Source organism: Methylobacterium persicinum, assembly GCF_022179525.1.
In the GTDB taxonomy this organism is placed as follows: domain Bacteria; phylum Pseudomonadota; class Alphaproteobacteria; order Rhizobiales; family Beijerinckiaceae; genus Methylobacterium; species Methylobacterium persicinum.
The window spans coordinates 37,083-54,711 of the sequence record NZ_BPQX01000043.1 but is presented as its reverse complement, the minus strand read 5'-3'; the positions used below and the strand labels follow the sequence as shown (position 1 = coordinate 54,711).

The window sequence follows — 17,629 nt, the reverse complement described above, 5'->3', positions numbered from 1 at the left end:
GGGTCCACATCGGCGTCACCTTCATTCCCACCATCGCCCTCATCCTGAGGCGCCGTCGCGAAGCGATGGCCTCGAAGGAGGGGTCCAGCTACCGGGGGATCCCTGGAGCCCTCCTTCGAGGCCGCTGACGCGGCACCTCAGGATGAGGGAGCGGGTGGGACGGATCGGCGGACAGGGACTATCAGGAGTGCCCCATCGCCGGGTGCCCTGTCTCCGTTGCGTTGGCAGGCCGGGGGGCGCCTAGGCCGCGTGCCCGAGGCCGATCTCGGTGATGATGGCGGCGCAGTGGCGCCTCAGATCCGCAAGGGCCGGGGCAAAGTCCCGGCCCGAGCGGCACACCGCTTCCACATCCCGGCACAGGCGGGCCAGGTCGGAAAAGCCGAGCATGGACGCGGCGGCGATCATGGCGTGGGCGTCCTGGGCGACACCGTCCCGGGGCTGCGGCGCGGCGGCGGTGCCGAAGCGTGCGTCGAGTTCCCTGGCGAGGGATTCGAGCAGGTCCTGCACCTTTTCGCGGCCCACCACGTCGGCAATGGCGTCGAGGGCCGCGGCCTCCGGCACCGGCCGGGACGGCACGCAGGCTACGCCCTCCCCGGTACACCGGTCGATGGTGTCGAGGAGGTCGGCGCGGCCGAAGGGCTTTCCAACATGGCCGACCATCCCGGCCTCCCGGAACTCGGCCACCTGCTGGGGCAGCACGTTGGCCGTCAGCGCAACGACCGGCACCCGCGACGCCGGACCGTCGAGGGCGCGGATCTGACGGGTCGCGCTGACGCCGTCCATCACCGGCATCTGCACGTCCATGAGCACGAGGTCGTAGACGCCGGTTTCCACGGCCCGGACCGCCGCGGCGCCGTCGGGTACGACATCCACCACGTGGCCCGCCCCCTCCAGGATCGCGCAGGCGAGTTCCTGGTTCAGGGGGACGTCCTCGGCCAGGAGCAGCCGGCGGGGCCGGCGGGCCTGGCGGTCGCCCGGATCGCGGGCGGCCGCCGCGGGGACCCCGGCGCGGGGCAGGGCGACGGTGAAGCGGAAGGTCGAGCCCTGCCCTTCGGCGCTGTCGACGCTGACGGCGCCCCCCATCAGCTCCACGAGGCTCTTGCAGATCGACAGCCCGAGGCCGGCCCCGTCATGCGCGCGCCGGTAGGAACCGTCCACTTGGCTGAAGCGACGGAACAGGCGGTCGTGCTTGTCCGCCGGTATGCCGATACCGGTGTCGCTCACCCGGAACTCGATCCCGACCGTGTCGTCCCGCGTGCCAGTTACGGCAACGGTGAGATCGACCCGCCCGGACGGCGTGAACTTGATGGCGTTGTTGAGGAGGTTGAGGAGCACCTGCCGCAACCGGTCCTCGTCGCCGCTCAGCCAGTCCGGCATGGCGTCGTCGAGGGAGACACCGAGGGCGAGACCCTTGGCCTCCGCGAGGCCCCGGACGATCGACAGGGTGTTGTCGATGAGGATCGCAGGCGCGAAGGGTCGGCAGGCGATCTCGATCTGCCCGGCCTCGATCCGCGAGACGTCAAGAACGTCGTTGACCACGGTCAGCAGGGCGGCGCCGGCCGAGCGGATGCGCTCGGCATACTGGCGCAGGCGGCCGCCGATCCCCTCCTCGTCGAGGAGCAGGTCCGCGTAGCCGATGATCCCGTTGAGGGGCGTGCGGATCTCATGGCTCATGGAGGCCAGGAACTCCGACTTGGCACGGCTCCCGGCTTCGGCCAGTTCCCGGGCCGCCTCGGCCTCGCGGGTGCGCTCGGTCACCCTCTGGGCGAGGGTGGCGTTCAGGGTGCGCAGCGCGCCCTCGGCGGCATCCCGGGCGGTATCGTCCCGCACCGTGAGGACGGCGCCGATCCGGCCGCCGTCGGCGCCCCACAGGGGTTGGGCGTTGCCGACGGCGATCACCTCGGCCCCGTCCGGCCGACGGATCCGCCAGCGGGCATCCCGCACGGTCTCGCCCCGCACCGCTCTGGCGAGGGGAAGGTCGAGGGGTGGGTACGGCTCCCCGTCTTCCGTGAACAGGTGATAGGTGTCGCTGTAGGCGCCGGGTTCGATATCGAGGCGCGAGACGCCGTGGATCGCCGCCGCAGCGGCATTCACCAGGGTGATCCTGCCGCCCTCGTCGGTGACGATCACCCCTTCGGCGAGCTGGGCCAGGATGGCCGCGCTCGCCGCCGTCGTGAAGTCGGTTTGCGCCTGCATCGCCTGCAGCCGCGCCTCGGCATCGGCCCAATCCTCCGCCGCACCCCTCCGGGCCGTCTCCTCCGCCGCCACCCGGGCGCTCACGTCGCGGAGGGTGATGACATAGCCTTCCGGCTCCCCGCTCCCGGGCTCGCGCACCAGGGCGAAGGCCAGTTCCAGCCAGACCCAGTGACCGTCCCGATGGCGGTAGCGCAACACGGTCGGCGCCGGCGTCCGGCCGTCGCGGCACAGGGCTTCCACGGCGCCGTCGAAAATCGGCATGTCGTCGGGGTGGACGAACTCGAGGGGCCGCGTTCCGGTCAGCTCCGCCGGATCATAGCCGAGGATGGGGGTCACCGCGGGCGAGACGTAGCGGCGTGTCGTGTCGAGGTCGCTGAAGACGATGATGTCGCTGGCATGCTCGGCGAGCAGGCGGTAGCGGCGCTCGGTCTCGCGCAGGAGGCCGCCCGCCTCCTCCAGGGCCTTCTCGGACCGGGCCCGGTCGGTGAGGTCGAGGCAGACCCCGTGGATCGCCACGAGGCGGCCGGCGGAATCGCGCTCGTCGATCCCGCGGACGCCGACATGGCGGATCTCCCCGTCCGGCCTCACAACGCGGGAGCGATGCTCGTACCCACCCCGGGGGAGCCGGCCGCGCCCTTCGAGGGCGAGCATCATCCGGCCCCGGACATCGTCGCGGTCGTCGGGGTGATAGAAGCCGCAATGGGTCTCGAGGGGCACCGGCTCGAGCAGGGCGTTGCGGCCGAAGATCGCTGCGATGCCCGCCGACCACGCCAGGGTGCGCGTCGCCACATCGAGGCGCCAATGCCCGAACGAGGCCGTCTCCTCGGCGATGCGGCGGGCGGCCTGGGCATGGGCATGCCGGGCCTCGCTGTGGGCGAGCCGGCGTTCGGCCTGCTGGGCACGCAGGGCACCGGAGGCGAGCTGCGCCGCCTCCGCGAGGCGACCCCAGGCGGCCTCGTCGGGTCCGGGGCGCTCCGCCGGGTCGATCACGCACAGGGCCCCGATCCAGCCGCCATCGCCCCCGTGGAGGGGCGCGCAGGCGCAGAAGGCGAACCCGGGAAGCCCCTTCACCAGGGCGGCCTCCCCCGAGCGGGCGAGACCGATGCGGAATTCAGGCGACTGGGCGATGAGGCTCGCCCCGGCATGGTCGATCCCGCTCAGCCCGTCGAGGCAGAGCCCGTCCGCCTGATCGAGGACCGCGAAGGCCGCCGGGGCGGCCAGCATCGTGCGGGCGACGGTGCAGGCCGTGTCGAGGACCGCCCCGCCATGGCAACGCGGGATGGTCGGCTGTGGCGGGACGTGGGCCGCACGGTCCAAGGGCACGATCTCGTCGGAACGGAAGGTGCCCCGATCTTAGCGCACCACTCGGCCGAGTGAGGGCACGCGATCCATAATTGTTTCTTACTTCATGTTAGACGACGAGAGATTAGTCTCACCCGGCGCAGGATCCGGCCGCCTGCCTCAGGCCAGGCCGAGCTTCTGCGCCAGCCCGATCCGCTGCAGCTTGCCGGTGGCGCCCCGGGGGATCTCGGGGAGAATGACGATGCGGGCGGGGACCTTGAACGGCGCGAGCCGTTCGGAGGCGAAGCCGCGGATCTCCTTCTCCTCGGCGGAGGTCCCCTCGCGCAGGACGATCGCCGCGGCGACCTCCTCACCGAGCTTGTCGTGGGGCAGGGCGAAGGTCACGCATTGCAGCACGGCGGGGTGGTCGAGGAGGATCTCGTCCACCTCACGGGGGCTGATCTTCTCGCCGCCGCGGTTGATGATCTCCTTGAGCCGCCCGGTGATGGTCAGGAAGCCGTCCGGCGAGAGCACGCCCTGATCGCCGGTGCGGAACCAGCCCTGGCGGGTGAAGGCCTCGGCATTGGCCTTCTCATTGTTCTCATAGCCCGCCATGACGTTCGGGCCGCGAATGACGATCTCGCCGGTCTCGCCCACGGGCAGGGGCTCGCCGTCGGAGCCGACCACCGCGATCTCGGGCCCGGCGGAGATGCCCACCGAGCCGGGGCGGTTCTTCATCGGCGGAAGGGGGTTCGAGGCCATCTGGTGGGCGGCCTCGGTCATGCCGTAGGCCTCGATCACGGGGGCGCCGAAGGTCTCCTCAAGCTCGCGCAGCACCTGCGGCGGCAGGGAGGCCGAAGACGAGCGGATGAAGCGCAGCGGCGTCGCCGCGATGATCTCGCGGTTGCGTGCCGCCCGTCCGAGGATCGCCTGATGCATGGTCGGCACGCCCGTGTACCAAGTGGGCTTGGCCTCCTCCATCCAAGAGAAGAACTTGAGGGCATTGAAGCCCGGCGTGCAGCAGACCTGGCCGCCAGCCGAGAGCGGCGCCAGGATGCCGGCGATCAGCCCGTGGATGTGGAACAGGGGCATGATGTTCAGGCCGCGGTCCTCCGCGGTGAACGCGAGGCTCGTGCGGATGTGCCGGGCCGAGGCGCAGACGTTGCCCTGGCTGAGGGGCACGATCTTCGGCCGCGAGGTCGTTCCGGAGGTGTGCAACACGAGGGCGACGTCCCCCGTCTCCGCGAAGCCGGCCTGGGCCGGCGCCTCGCCCGCGCCCCCGGCGAAGGACAGGGTGAAGCTGCCCGCGCCCTCCTCAGGCGTCGGCTTGAGGCGCGCGACGCCCATGCCGAGCTTCTCCGCGACGGCGACAGCCGGGGAGTCGCTGCCCTCGGCCACGATGAGGAGCTTCGCCCGGAGGTCGGTGAGGTAGAACTCGAACTCCTCCGCCTTGTAGGCCGGGTTCAGGGGTGCCGAGGTGGTGCCCGCTCCCACCGCCATGAAGGCAGCGGCCATCTCCGGCCCGTTCGGCAACACGATGGCAACCCGCTCGCCCCGGCCGACGCCCTGGGCGTTCAGATCCGCCACCGTCCGTTCGACGATCGAACGCAGCCGGCCGAAGGTCAGCGGCATGCCCCCCGGGCTCGTGAGGGCGGGGGCATCGTCGGCGCCCGCGGCGATGAGGTCACGGAGGGTGGTGGCGGGTGCGGCCAAGTCGGCCTCCTCGGATGGCGAGTTCACAGGAAGGTCAGGCGGAGGCGATGGCCAGCCGGCCGTTCGCCCGCTCCAGGCTCTGGGCGAGAAGACGCATCAGCGCGTAGACGCTGTCGATATGCGGGGTCGCCACACCCACGAGGCGGCCCAGCTCGATCACCGAGCCCACGAGGGCCTCCAGCTCGATGGGGCGGCCGGCCTCTACGTCCTGCAGCATGGAGGTCTTGTGCGCGCCGACCTTCTCAGCCCCGGCGATCCGCCGGTCGATGCCGACCCGGAAGGTGATCCCCAGCGCGTTCGCGATCGTCTCGGCCTCCTTCATCATCGCCGTGGCGAGCGCCCTCGTGTCGGGGAAGCGGCAGATATCCTCCAGCGTCGCGTGGCTGAGCGCGGAGATCGGGTTGAAGCTGAGGTTGCCCCAGAGCTTCAGCCAGATCTCGGCCCGGATGTCGGAGGTGACGGGCGCCTTGAAGCCGGCCTTGGTCAGGCGCTGGGAGATGTCGAGCACCCGCTCCGACCGGGAGCCGTCGAGCTCGCCGAGGCCGAAGCGGTTGCCCTCGATGACCTTGACCGTGCCGGGATCGGTGAGCACCGCAGCCGGGTAGACCACGGAACCCACGACCCGGCGGGGGTCGAGGTGCTGCGCGATGAGGCCGCCCGGATCGGCGGTCTCGAGCTGCGTACCCTCGTACTGGCCGCCGTGCCCGCCGGTGAAGTACCACCACGGGATGCCGTTCTGCATCGTCACCACGGTGGTGTCCGGGCCGATCAGGGCTCCGAGGTCGGCGGCGATCGGGCCGACCTGATGGGCCTTCACCGTGAGGAGCACGATATCGTGGCGGCCGGCCTCCTGCATCGAGCGGGTGGCCTTTACGTTGCGAGCGTGGAGCTCGGTGCCATCCTCCTCGATCAAGCGCAGTCCGTCGCGGGCGATGGCCTCCGCGTTGGAGCGGGCGATAAAGGTGACGTCCTCGCCGGCCTCCGCCAGCTTCACGCCGAGATAGCCGCCGATGGCACCGGCGCCGACGATCGCGATACTCATGGGCCTTCGACTTCCGAGCAGGGTTCGGGTTCCGCGTTGCAGCGGGTTCGGTCGACTTTAATGGGAGCGCCGTCCCGCTAGCCAGCGGAAACGCCGCCTCCCCCCTCCTGGCTCCGTGCCCTCACTGGCTCCGCGCCAGGAACCGTGCCCGCATGGGCTTCAGGACGAACAGGGCCAGGAAGGCGGCCAGGAAGGCCATGCCGGAGGCGACGTAGAACACCGCCTGCCAGCTCCCGGTCTGCGTCTGGATCAGCAGGAAGACCGGCAGCAACAGCGATGCGGTGCCCTTGGCCGTATAGAGCAGCCCGGAATTCGCCGTGGCCGAGCGGCTGCCGTAGGTGTCGGCGCAGGTCGAGGGGAACAGGGAGTAGATCTCGCCCCAGGCGAAGAACACGAGGCCGGTGAGCAGGACGAAGGCGAAGGGGCTGTGGGCCAGCAGGCCCAGCGCCAGGATGCCGAAACCCTCGATGGCGAAGGCCAGCACCATCGTGTTCTCCCGCCCGATCCGGTCGGAGACCCACCCGAAGAACGGCCGCGTGACGCCGTTCAGCACCCGGTCGATGGTGAGGGCGAAGGTCAGGGCCGGAAGGGTCAGGCCGAGGATCGAGACCGGCACGCCGTCCACCTTGAAGTCCCTGGCGATGGGGGCGAGGGAGGCCGTGGCCATCAGGCCGCCCGCGGCCATCAGCACGAACATCAGGTACATCAGCCAGAAGACCGGCGTGCGGACCATCTCGGACGGGGCGTATTGCCGCCGGGTGACCACGTTGGCCGCGGGACGGCCGGCGAGCATCCGGTCGTTGTAACCGGCGTCGGGTGCGGAGAGGATCTGCGAGGCGATCATCACCACGAGGCCCTGGCCGAGGCCGAAGACGAGAAAGGTGTGTTCGTATCCGCTGTCGCGGATCATCGCGGCGATCGGCACGACGGTGAGGGCCGAGCCCGCGCCGAATCCCGCCGCCGTCAGGCCGGCCGCGAGCCCGCGCCGGTCCGGAAACCACTTGAGGGCGTTGCCGACGCAGGTGCCATAGACCGCCCCCGCGCCGATGCCGCCGATGGCCGCCGCGAGATAGAGCATGGCGAGGGATTCGGCGTAGGCGTTGAGGGTCCAGCCCAGCGCGCAGAAGGCGCCGCCGATCAGCGTCACCACCCGCGGGCCGTAGCGGTCCACGAACCATCCCTCGATCGGCACGAGCCATGTCTCGGTCAGGACGAAGATCGTGAAGGCGACCTGGATCGCCGGCTTGCCCCACTGGAACTTGTCGTTGATCGGGTTCACGAACAAGGTCCAGCCGTACTGCATGTTCGCGATCATCGACATGCATAGGACGCCGAGGGCGAGTTGGCCCCAGCGGCCGACGGCGGGCGCCCGCACCCCGGCAACGGCGGCCTGGCCCGGCGTGGGATCTGCGGCTGGCATGGCCATGTAAGGCGCGCTCCTCGGCAGGAATTCTTCTGAGCGCCAAGGTTTTAATGCAGTAAATAAGCGATACAATATGCCAGACGTACCGATCATCGCTTGTAGAGCGGCAAAATATTTTGCTGCACCGAGAAAAAATTTGAACGGCAATGCAGCACGAATGTGGGCAGTGCAGCAACGGGCGGACCGCTCCGCCGTGCCTCCGCCGTCAGATGTCCTGTGAGCGCAAACGATCGCCCGCGACGACACATCTGCCGCCAAACCCGCCGTTGCCGACCCTCGACGCCGTTCGGCCCTGCCCGCAACGCTGCCTTGTCGCGCTTCTTGTTCCGTTCTTAGGGCGTTGAGCGCATAAGGCGCGCGCACGGGGGTTTGGGCACCAAAAGGAAGCACACGAGATGGACGCGCACGGGAGCGATGACGCGCTACTGGCCACCGCGCCGGTCGCCGCGGTCGATGGGGCCTCGCCCGTCGCACCGCCCTCCCCGGCCCGCGTCGAGACGACGACCTACGGCGTCCTGGCGGCACTCAGCCTGTCGCACCTCCTCAACGACCTGATCCAGTCCCTCGTCCCGGCGATCTATCCGCTCCTGAAGCAGAGCTTTGCCCTGGATTTCGGGCAGATCGGAATCATCACCCTCACCTTCCAGCTCACCTCGTCGCTGCTTCAGCCGGTGGTGGGATACTACACCGACAAGCGCCCGAGCCCGTTCTCCCTCACGGTGGGGATGACCTGTTCCCTGTTGGGTATCGTATTGCTCGCCAGCGCATGGTCCTACGGCGTGCTGCTGATCGCCGCCGGCCTTGTGGGCATGGGCTCCTCGGTGTTCCACCCGGAATCGTCCCGGATGGCGCGGGCGGCCTCCGGCGGCCGTTACGGCCTCGCGCAGTCCGTGTTCCAGGTGGGCGGCAATACCGGCCAGGCCCTCGGGCCGCTGCTCGCCGCGTTCATCGTGGTGCCGAACGGGCAGCACAGCGTCATCTGGTTTTCCCTTGCGGCCCTCGCGGGGATCGGCGTGCTGGCCTGGGTCGGGCGCTGGTACCGGGCCCGGCTGGCGGCGTCCGGCCGGCGGGGTGCCAAAGGTGCCGGGACGGCGCAGCGGCTCGCCCGGGGGAAGGTCGTCGCCACGATCGGCATCCTGATCGTGCTGATCTTCTCGAAGTTCTTCTACATGGCGAGCTTCAACTCATACTACACGTTTTACCTGATCGACCGGTTCCACGTGTCGGTGCAGACCTCGCAGCTCTGCCTGTTCGTCTTCCTTGGCTCCGTCGCCACGGGCACCCTGGTGGGCGGACCGGTGGGCGACCGGATCGGCCGGAAGGCCGTGATCTGGGGCTCGATCCTCGGCGTGCTGCCCTTCACCCTGGCCCTGCCCTACGCCAACCTGCCGGCCACCATCGCGCTGACGGTCCCGATCGGCATGATCCTGGCCTCGGCCATGCCGGCGATCCTCGTCTACGCCCAGGAATTACTGCCCGGCCGGGTCGGGCTCGTCGGCGGCCTGTTCTTCGGCCTGTCCTTCGGCATGGGCGGCCTGGGGGCGGCGGTGCTCGGGGAGGTCGCGGACCACACCAGCATCGACTTCGTCTACCGCCTCTGCGCCTTCCTGCCGGCCATCGGCCTGCTGGCGGCGTTCCTCCCGCGGATCAGCCCCGCCCGGTAGGGAGGCCCTCACGCGGAGGCGGCGAAGTCCGCCGCCATCCGCGGCGCCGGCCACCGGGCGGGCGCTGCAGCCGGAGGGGCCAGAGGGGCCTTATCCCGCCAGCTTGCCGGCAACTCGACCACCTCGCAGGTGTCGGCCCGCATCCGCCAGTCGGCGATGCCGGCCGCCTCGCTGAACATCGCCTTGGCCGCGTAGGCGGCGGAGACCTCCGAGCGGGCGGAGACGACGGTCCGCCGCTGGAGGATGCGCCGGTCGTATCCGGCCGCGTCTGGCACGACCTTGTGGAACATCACGAGGTATTCACGCATGGATCGCCTCCGCCTTCGAAGCGGAGCCGATCCTGCTGCGGCCCGGCGCCGGATGCCTTGATCCAGCGCAAACGCCCGAACGGCTCAGGTGCGCCAGGGGTGGGCGGGCAGCTCCGTCTCGCCGATAGACCGGGCGCCGGCCTCCGCGACGGTATGGTCGTTCTCCACCGTCGAGCCGCTGACGCCGATCGCCCCGGACATCACCCCTTCGGAATCGACGATGGGGATGCCGCCGGGGAAGGTGATCAGCCCGTCGTTGGAATGCTCGATCCCGTAGAGCGGGCCGCCGGGCTGCGACAGCTGCCCGATCTGCCCGGTCATCATGCCGAAGAACACCGCCGTCTTGGCCTTCTTCTGCGCGATGTCGATGGAGCCGACCCAGGCATCGTCCATGCGGTGGAACGCCTTCAGGTTGCCGCCGGAATCGACGACGGCGATGCACATCTGGGTGCCGAGTTCCTTGGCCTTGGCCTCGGCAGCCATGATTGCCGTCAGGGCCTGTTCGATCGTGACGTGCATGGCGCTCTCCTGCCTGGATGAGAAGCTTGAGGCTTATCGGACGGGCCCGGCCGACTCAATGCGCGCCGCCACCGGATCGAGAGCTTGAAGTCGGCTCAATAACCGTCCGGCCAGACGTCGCTGAGTGGCCCGCGGCGCAAGATTCATGGCGATCGATTCCTCCGGAGCCGGGGCCGGAACTCAGACCTGCACGGGCACTTGCATGCGTCGAGACGCTTCTTATCTCCTCAGATAGTACATAAATCCGGTATCCAACGATACGGCGACCTTTACCATACTCGTAAAGCAAGTTGGCCTGGCGCTCGAAGGAGGTCGCTCAAGCGAATCGTTTTCCCGGAAGCGATTACTTAGTTGGAAATTGGCGCTTTCGTTTGTGCGGTTCCTGTCGTATAGCATGCCTATAGCGTATTCCCCCGAGTCGGATGACCGAGCGCGAAGCCGGGTGCGGATGCGTGAGGAGAACACCCGTCATGTCGAGCCTCGTCGAGGCAGCGCCGTCCCTGGCGAACGGATTCGCCGAGCGTCGTGCCATAGCCCGCGCCAACGCGAATTGGTTTCGCAAGCTGGCGATCCGTGCCCTGCGTGACGGCTGGCCGGGCAGTGCCCAGCGCGCCGCCAACGCCCGCAAGGCGGCCCGCCTCGTCCTCGCCCAGGCACGGCGGGAGGCGATGGTGCAGCGGATGATCGAATCCTCGGTCCTGCCGGCCTCCTGAGGGCCAGACCTGCACGTTTCAGACGGGCGCGACGGGCCTTTGGCCCGGATGCGCCCATGAAAAGACGGCGGAGCCGTCAGGGCTGGCCCGTTTCACACCGTGGCGCATCTCTGGATTGCTTCCCTCCATCCGGAATCAGGGCAAGTGAAGGCGATCGTTTCGGCCGGGCTTCGGCGGGAGCCGGGCCTGCGCGTTTTGCGTAGCGGGCCTGACCGAAAACCGCCTACAAACGCGCATGCCCGGCGGGCACCGTGCCCCCGGCCCCTTCCGATCCGGGAAGCCCATGCGCATCGTCGACGTCTGCGAGGTCACCAAGCCGATCTCGTCGCCCATCCGCAACGCCTACATCGACTTCTCGAAGATGACCGCGAGCCTCGTGGCCGTGGTCACCGACGTGGAGCGCGACGGGCGCCGGGTGGTCGGCTACGGGTTCAACTCGAACGGCCGATACGGCCAGGGCGGGCTCATCCGCGAGCGGTTCAGGGACCGGATCCTGCAGGCGGATCCGCAGGGCGTCCTCGACGAGACCGGCGACAACCTGTGCCCGCACAAACTGTGGGCTGCGATGATGGCCAACGAGAAGCCCGGAGGCCACGGCGAGCGCTCGGTGGCGGTGGGCACCCTCGACATGGCCATCTGGGATGCGACGGCCAAGATCGCCGGCAAGCCCCTCTTCCGGCTGCTGGCGGAGCGGAAGGGCCGCACCGCCGATCCCAGGGTCTTCGTCTACGCCGCCGGCGGCTACTATTATCCCGGCAAGGATGACGGCGCCCTGCGGGCCGAAATGCGCGGCTACCTCGACCGGGGCTATACGGTCGTGAAGATGAAGATCGGCGGCGCCCCGATCGACGAGGACCGGCGGCGGATCGAGGCCGTGCTGGAGGAGATCGGCTCGCAGGCGCAACTCGCCGTGGACGCCAACGGACGCTTCGACCTCGAGACCGGGATCGCCTACGCCCGGATGCTCCGCCAATACCCGCTCTTCTGGTACGAGGAGGTGGGCGACCCCCTCGACTATGCCCTCCAGGCCGCCCTGTCGGAGTTCTATCCCGGCCCGATGGCCACCGGCGAGAACCTGTTCTCCCACCAGGATGCCCGCAATCTGCTGCGCTACGGCGGCATGCGGCCGGACCGGGACTGGCTGCAGTTCGACTGCGCCCTCTCCTACGGCCTCGTGGAGTACCTGCGCACCCTCGACGTGCTGCAGCAGTTCGGCTGGTCGCCATCCCGCTGCATCCCCCATGGCGGGCACCAGATGTCCCTCAACATCGCTGCCGGCCTCGGCCTCGGCGGCAACGAGAGCTATCCCGACCTGTTCCAGCCCTATGGCGGCTTTCCCGACGGTGTGCGGGTCGAGGGGGGATACATCACCATGCCCGAGTTGCCGGGCATCGGCTTCGAGGGCAAGTCCGACCTCATCAAGGTCATGCGTGATCTGGCGGAGTAACTGACTGCCTTCCTTTGAAAAATCTTGGGTGCGAAGGCTGGTGGCCGACAACGCACCCAATAAGCCAATCTCCGCGCAGTATTTTCGCACATTCCATCTCTAGTTGTTGTGACAAGCGGGCGACTAAACGATTTACTTCGCGTCAAGTGGCGCATGCGATGTTATTTGCAAACCATAGCAACCATTGGAACTTGCGCTATGCTTGCGAATACAACTATAAAGACGCTGTTGTTTGCGGCATTTGCGCTCCTCGCTCTGTTCCTGGCGGCCATCACGGCGGTGGCTGTCAGGGGCGGGCTCGAACTCAACGCCCAACTGGTCGCAACCCTGACCCGCGATATCCCGAAGACGCAGGTCATCGGCGAGATCAACGACATGTCGGGTCGCTACACAATCAGCCTCTTCCGCCTCATCAACAACGCGGGCGATCCGCAGTTGCTGAAGGACACCGAGGAGGAGTTGGCCGAACGCGGATCTAAGATTGCGAAATTGGCGGCCAAGTATCGTGAATTCCCCAAGACGGCAGCGGAGGCGCGCACCCTCGCCTCTTTCGAGAAGAACTGGTCCAACTTCGTGGGTAGGGTTCAGAAGCTGATCGAGGTGATTCATACCGCTGGTGTCGAGAAGGCGCGGAACATCGTCGATACGGACGTCACCCCCCATCGCAAGAAAGCCCTCGAGGATTCGAAGGCGCTCTACACATTCGTGAAGGACTCGGCGAACGGGGCCCGGGACCGGGCCGAGGCGACCTATCTCCTGACGCGCGACATCGCCGTGGGATCCGGCATCGTCGCGGTCCTGGCGGCGATCGGTCTTGCGGGCCTCATCGTCCGGGTCGTCTCCGAGCGATGCCGGTCGGTGATCCTGCCGATGCAGGCGCTGGCGGCGGGGGATCTCTCGGCGGAGATCCCCGGCCGGGGCCGCAGGACCGAGTTCGGCCAGATCGCGGACGCCGTCCAGGTCTTCAAGACCGCCCTGATCCGCATGCGCGCCCTGGAGGCCGAGACGGCCGAGGCGCGGGAGGCGGCGGCGGTCGAGCGCAAGGCGGCGATGCATCGGATGGCCGATGCGTTCGAAGGCGCCGTCGGCGAAATCGTAGAGAAGGTGTCCGTATCCGCAACGGAGCTTCAGACCACGGCGCAGGCCATGACTGCGACGGCGACGCAGACGGCGAGCCAATCCACGACCGTCGCCGCCGCCGCGGAGGAGGCGGCCACTAACGTGCAGACCGTCGCCGCCGCCGCGGAGGAGCTCGGCACCACGGTGAAGGAGATCGGCCGGCAGGTCGGCGGTTCGGCCAGCGTCGCCCAGACCGCCGTAACAGAGGCAGACGAGACCGGGGTCCTGGTACAGGAACTGAGCGGCGCCGTCGCCCGGATCGGAGACGTCGTCAAGTTGATCTCGACCATCGCCGGCCAGACCAACCTGCTCGCCCTGAACGCAACCATCGAGGCCGCCCGGGCCGGCGAGGCGGGACGCGGCTTCGCCGTCGTGGCAAACGAGGTGAAGGAACTGGCCAGCCAGACCGCCCAGGCCACCGAGGAGATCTCCAGCCTGATCGCCCGGATCCAAGCCTCGACCGGGCAGGCCGTGATGGCAATCACCGGCATCACCGCGCGGGTCCGCGAGATGAGCGGAGTGACGGCCACCATCGCCGCCGCCATCGAGCAGCAGGGGGCGGCGACCCAGGAGATCGTGCGCAACGTCGCCCAGGCCGCGGCGGGAACGGGCGAGGTCACCCACAACATTTCCGGCGTGGCGGAGGCGGCCGCGATGACCGGCAGCGCGGCCGGCCAAGTGCTCGGCGCCGCCTCCGAGCTGACCCGGCAATCGGACCATCTGCGCGACGAGGTCGCCCGCTTCCTGGACGGCATCAGGGAGACCTGACCGGTCGTTCGGACCCGAAAACCCTTCCCGCGCGACCCTTGGACCGGGACAGGCGCGTCAGGGTGCGATGAGCGGCTCGGTATCCGCCAGGGCGAGGCGCACGAGTTCAGTCATCGCCGCCCGCGCCGCCTCCGGATCGCCGGCCACGATCGTGTCGTAGAGGGCCCGATGGTCGGGCATCGGGTCCCGGGGTTGGGCATGGCCCCGTTGCTTGAAGATCGTGGTCCAGGTCACGGCCGCCGCGATGGAGCTCGACAGGGACAAGAGCGGACCGTTGCGGGCCGCTTCCAGGATCACGTTGTGGAAGGTCTGGTCGGCCGCCCGGCCCACCTCCGTGGCGAGGCCGTGCCGGGCCATCTCGTCCAGGGCGTGGCCCATCCGCGCGAGATCCTGGATCGAACGGCGCTCGGCGGCGAGGGCGGCGGCGGCGGGCTCGACGATCATCCTGAGTTCGAACAGGTCCCGGATCAGCGCCTCGCTCGGCTCGCCTTCAAAGGCCCAGGCCAGGATGTCGGGGTCGAGGAGGTTCCAGCGTTTCCGCGCGCTCACCCGCGTCCCGGTCTTCGGGCGGCTTTCCACAAGACCCTTCGCGCTGAGGATCCGGATCGCCTCGCGGTAGGCGGTGCGGGACACGCCGAGTTGCTCGGCGAACTCGATCTCCCCCGGCAGGACATCCCCCGGCGCGTGGCGGCCGGCCAGGATCGCGACGCCGAGGGCGCGCGCCACGGAGCCGTGGATCCGCCGCCCGGCAGAGGCCAGCGGAAGGTTGATGTCCTCGCGACCGCTGTCGCGCCCCACGCGCCTGCTCCGATCAAGAGCATTCTCCGCCGATTCGGCATCGGAAAATGCGGCAAGACAATAAAACCAAGCATTTCCCTCGATCCGGAGATGGCGGGAAGTGCTTGAACCCCGCCCGGAAGGTAAGGGCAGTCGCGTCCGGCCTAAGCTGCAACGCCGACCAGCGCAAGGACGAGCTTGGCCTGCGCGCCCTGGCCCGACCGCTTGCGGGGGATTGGCCATTCGGCTACCGATTTGTATGAGTTAATTGCGGCTTTGGCACTTATGGCCGGACGGCCGCGCCGGGAGGGGGCACGATGGGATTGTCGCTCGTCCAATATGCCGGGGCGGAGGGCCGTCGCGGGGTCGCCGTCCTCGGGCCTGACGGCGCTCGCACCGTGCCTGAGGCGCCCAGCGTCCTCGACCTCGCGAGGCGGGCGCTGGCGGAGGGGCTGACCCTCGACGCCGCGGTGGCCGCCGCGGGGACGGGCTCACCCCTCGACCTCGGCACGGTGAGGCTTCTCCCGCCCATCGACCACGAGGACCCCGCGCATCTCCTCCTGACGGGAACCGGCCTCACCCATCTCGGCTCCGCCGAGGGGCGGGACCAGATGCACCGGAAAGCGATGGCCGATCCCGCGCCCACCGATTCGATGAAGATGTTCCGCTTGGGCGTCGAAGGCGGCAAGCCGGCCCCGGGGGAGACGGGGGTCCAGCCCGAATGGTTCTACAAGGGCGACGGGAGCAATCTCGTCGGCCCGGATGCGCCCCTCACCTCCCCGGCCTTCGCCCTCGACGGCGGCGAGGAACCGGAGATTGCCGGGATCTATCTGATCGACCGGGACGGGTCGCCCGTGCGCCTCGGCTTCGCCCTGGCCAACGAGTTCTCCGACCACGTCACCGAGCGCGGCAACTACCTGTGGCTCGCCCATTCGAAGCTGCGCCCGGCGGCCGTGGGGCCCGAACTCCGCGTCGGCCCCCTGCCGGCGGACGTGCGCGGCACGAGCCGCATCCTGCGCGACGGTGCCGTCCTGTGGGAACGCCCCTTCCTGTCGGGGGAGGCCAACATGTCCCACAGTATCGCCAACCTGGAGCACCACCACTTCAAGTATCCGGGCCACCGCAGCCCGGGGGACGTCCACGTCCACTTCTTCGGCACCGCCACCCTGTCCTTCAGCGAGGGGATCGCGACCCGGCCGGGGGACGTGTTCGAGATCGCCGCGGAGCCTTTCCTGCTGCCGTTGCGCAACCCCCTGGCGATAGCGCCCGCCTCCGGCGTGGCGGTGAGGTGCCTCTGACGGCGGCGCCCCTCACTGGGGTGCGAAGACGGTCACGTTGTTGTTGATCTGGTAGGCCGCCGTCGGCGCCGTGTTGACGAAGCGAAGGTAAATCGGGCTTTCGCCGAGGATCGCCCCGAAGGAGGGCGTGACCGCGATCGGGAAGCAGTGGCTCAGGGCGGCCGATGCAGCCTCCTCGTAATGCCTCTGCGCATCCCGGTCGCCGGTGAGCCGGCGAGCGGTGGTCAGGGGCTTGCCGCGGATGGCGCCCGTCTTGTCGAGGCCGAACCGGTAGGCGATCACCGATCCCTCCGTCCCCGGCGGCACCGTCCAGCACGCCGCCATCGCCCGGTGGAAGTCGGCCCAGTTCTTGACCGGTGCCGCCTGGGAATGAGCGGGAGACGTCAGCACCGCAGAGAAGGCAGCCGACAGGATGAGCGTGGCGAGCCGGTCGGACACGACGAATTTCCCCTCGGACCTGTCGTCCAAATCTATCGCGAGATTGGCCCGATGGCACCCGGCCAGGAGATCCAGTTCGCACCTGCGGCAAATTTGACCGGAATTCAGCGGGATCGGTTTTGGTTGATAAGTCGTTTCGGCGGCCTGTGCCCATGGCAACCGTGTGCCCGGCGCAGCCCTGCGTTTGCGAACGCTTGCTCCGAACTCAGTGGAGGCCCCACGCAATGATGAAAACCGGTTCGGACCCGGTGTCTTCGGTCGCCCTTTTCTCAGACGCGGAAACCTCACGCGTGCCGAAGCCGTCGCAACTGTCATGGACGGCCAAGCGCGGGCTCGACGTCAGCGTGGCCGCAACGGCCCTGTTCCTCCTGCTGCCCCTCCTGGTCCTGGTCGCCGCGGCCATCTGGGCGACGGATGGAAAGCCGCCGATCTTCAAGCACAACCGCCTCGGACGGAATGGGCGCCTCTTCGGCTGCCTCAAGTTCCGCTCGATGGTGGCGAACGGAGATGCCGTCCTGGCCGCTCACCTCGCCACGAATCCCCGGGCGCAGGCCGAGTGGGACGAGACGCATAAGCTGACCGACGATCCGCGGGTGACGGCCATCGGGCACGTCCTGCGCAAGACCTCGATCGATGAATTGCCCCAGCTCTGGAACATCCTGAAGGGCGAGATGAGCCTCGTGGGACCGCGCCCGATCGTCGAGGCGGAGAAGACCCGCTACGGATCGGCCCTGACAACCTGCTTCTCGGTGCCGCCGGGACTGACGGGGCTGTGGCAGGTCTCGGGCCGCTCCGACACGAGCTATGCCGAGCGCGTCGCGCTGGACCTCGACTATGCCGGCCGCTGGAGCCTGCGCCGGGACATCGACATCATCCTGCGCACCATCCCCGCCGTCCTCGCCCAGCGAGGCAGCCGGTAGAGC

14 protein-coding genes are annotated in these 17,629 nt (G+C 68.9%); 6 read left to right on the top strand and 8 right to left on the bottom strand.

The window, feature by feature from the left end:
* Nucleotides 1–240: 240 nt before the first annotated feature.
* From MFF22_RS18285 to oxlT, 4 genes are all read right to left on the bottom strand, one after another.
* Complete coding sequence (locus MFF22_RS18285) at nucleotides 241–3,513, bottom strand: PAS domain-containing hybrid sensor histidine kinase/response regulator (protein ID WP_238250550.1); 3,273 nt, start codon at nucleotides 3,511–3,513, stop codon at nucleotides 241–243.
* A 144-nt stretch (nucleotides 3,514–3,657) separates the two neighbouring features.
* Nucleotides 3,658–5,190 (bottom strand): acyl--CoA ligase, encoded by a 1,533-nt coding sequence (locus MFF22_RS18280; protein WP_238250548.1) that lies wholly within the window; start codon nucleotides 5,188–5,190, stop codon nucleotides 3,658–3,660.
* A gap of 34 nt (nucleotides 5,191–5,224) precedes the next feature.
* Nucleotides 5,225–6,232: a 2-dehydropantoate 2-reductase gene (locus MFF22_RS18275; protein WP_238250546.1), complete on the bottom strand. Its 1,008-nt coding sequence runs from the start codon at nucleotides 6,230–6,232 to the stop codon at nucleotides 5,225–5,227.
* A gap of 121 nt (nucleotides 6,233–6,353) precedes the next feature.
* Nucleotides 6,354–7,658, bottom strand: a complete 1,305-nt coding sequence (gene oxlT, locus MFF22_RS18270) for an oxalate/formate MFS antiporter (protein ID WP_238250544.1) — start codon at nucleotides 7,656–7,658, stop codon at nucleotides 6,354–6,356.
* A 392-nt stretch (nucleotides 7,659–8,050) separates the two neighbouring features.
* Here oxlT and MFF22_RS18265 point away from each other — a divergent pair, with 392 nt between their 5' ends.
* Nucleotides 8,051–9,319: an MFS transporter gene (locus MFF22_RS18265; RefSeq protein WP_238250543.1), complete on the top strand. Its 1,269-nt coding sequence runs from the start codon at nucleotides 8,051–8,053 to the stop codon at nucleotides 9,317–9,319.
* A gap of 8 nt (nucleotides 9,320–9,327) precedes the next feature.
* Here the strand turns inward: MFF22_RS18265 and MFF22_RS18260 are convergent, their stop codons facing one another.
* The gene (locus MFF22_RS18260) at nucleotides 9,328–9,627 is read right to left on the bottom strand and encodes a hypothetical protein (protein ID WP_306424685.1); all 300 of its coding nucleotides are present in this window, start codon (nucleotides 9,625–9,627) and stop codon (nucleotides 9,328–9,330) included.
* Nucleotides 9,628–9,711: 84 nt separating this feature from the next.
* A complete protein-coding gene (locus MFF22_RS18255; RefSeq protein WP_238250541.1) occupies nucleotides 9,712–10,146 on the bottom strand; it encodes a GlcG/HbpS family heme-binding protein in 435 nt (144 codons plus the stop codon).
* 470 nt (nucleotides 10,147–10,616) lie between these two features.
* Between MFF22_RS18255 and MFF22_RS18250 the strand changes: the two genes are divergently transcribed.
* The 3 genes from MFF22_RS18250 to MFF22_RS18240 all read left to right on the top strand — a co-directional run bounded on the left by MFF22_RS18250 (nucleotide 10,617) and on the right by MFF22_RS18240 (nucleotide 14,193).
* Nucleotides 10,617–10,859 (top strand): hypothetical protein, encoded by a 243-nt coding sequence (locus tag MFF22_RS18250; RefSeq protein WP_238250540.1) that lies wholly within the window; start codon nucleotides 10,617–10,619, stop codon nucleotides 10,857–10,859.
* Nucleotides 10,860–11,142: 283 nt separating this feature from the next.
* A complete protein-coding gene (locus MFF22_RS18245; protein ID WP_238250539.1) occupies nucleotides 11,143–12,306 on the top strand; it encodes a mandelate racemase/muconate lactonizing enzyme family protein in 1,164 nt (387 codons plus the stop codon).
* A 198-nt stretch (nucleotides 12,307–12,504) separates the two neighbouring features.
* A complete protein-coding gene (locus MFF22_RS18240) occupies nucleotides 12,505–14,193 on the top strand; it encodes a methyl-accepting chemotaxis protein (RefSeq protein ID WP_238250537.1) in 1,689 nt (562 codons plus the stop codon).
* Between the two features lie 57 nt (nucleotides 14,194–14,250).
* Here MFF22_RS18240 and MFF22_RS18235 read toward each other — a convergent pair whose 3' ends face one another.
* The gene (locus MFF22_RS18235) at nucleotides 14,251–14,991 is read right to left on the bottom strand and encodes a FadR/GntR family transcriptional regulator (RefSeq protein WP_238250536.1); all 741 of its coding nucleotides are present in this window, start codon (nucleotides 14,989–14,991) and stop codon (nucleotides 14,251–14,253) included.
* A 296-nt stretch (nucleotides 14,992–15,287) separates the two neighbouring features.
* Between MFF22_RS18235 and araD1 the strand changes: the two genes are divergently transcribed.
* Entirely contained in the window at nucleotides 15,288–16,268 is a 981-nt protein-coding gene (gene araD1, locus MFF22_RS18230; RefSeq protein ID WP_238250535.1) for an AraD1 family protein, read from the top strand.
* A 12-nt stretch (nucleotides 16,269–16,280) separates the two neighbouring features.
* Here the strand turns inward: araD1 and MFF22_RS18225 are convergent, their stop codons facing one another.
* Complete coding sequence (locus tag MFF22_RS18225) at nucleotides 16,281–16,706, bottom strand: UCP034077 family protein (protein WP_238250534.1); 426 nt, start codon at nucleotides 16,704–16,706, stop codon at nucleotides 16,281–16,283.
* Between the two features lie 290 nt (nucleotides 16,707–16,996).
* Here MFF22_RS18225 and MFF22_RS18220 point away from each other — a divergent pair, with 290 nt between their 5' ends.
* Nucleotides 16,997–17,626 (top strand): sugar transferase, encoded by a 630-nt coding sequence (locus MFF22_RS18220; RefSeq protein WP_283206191.1) that lies wholly within the window; start codon nucleotides 16,997–16,999, stop codon nucleotides 17,624–17,626.
* Nucleotides 17,627–17,629 lie beyond the last annotated feature (3 nt).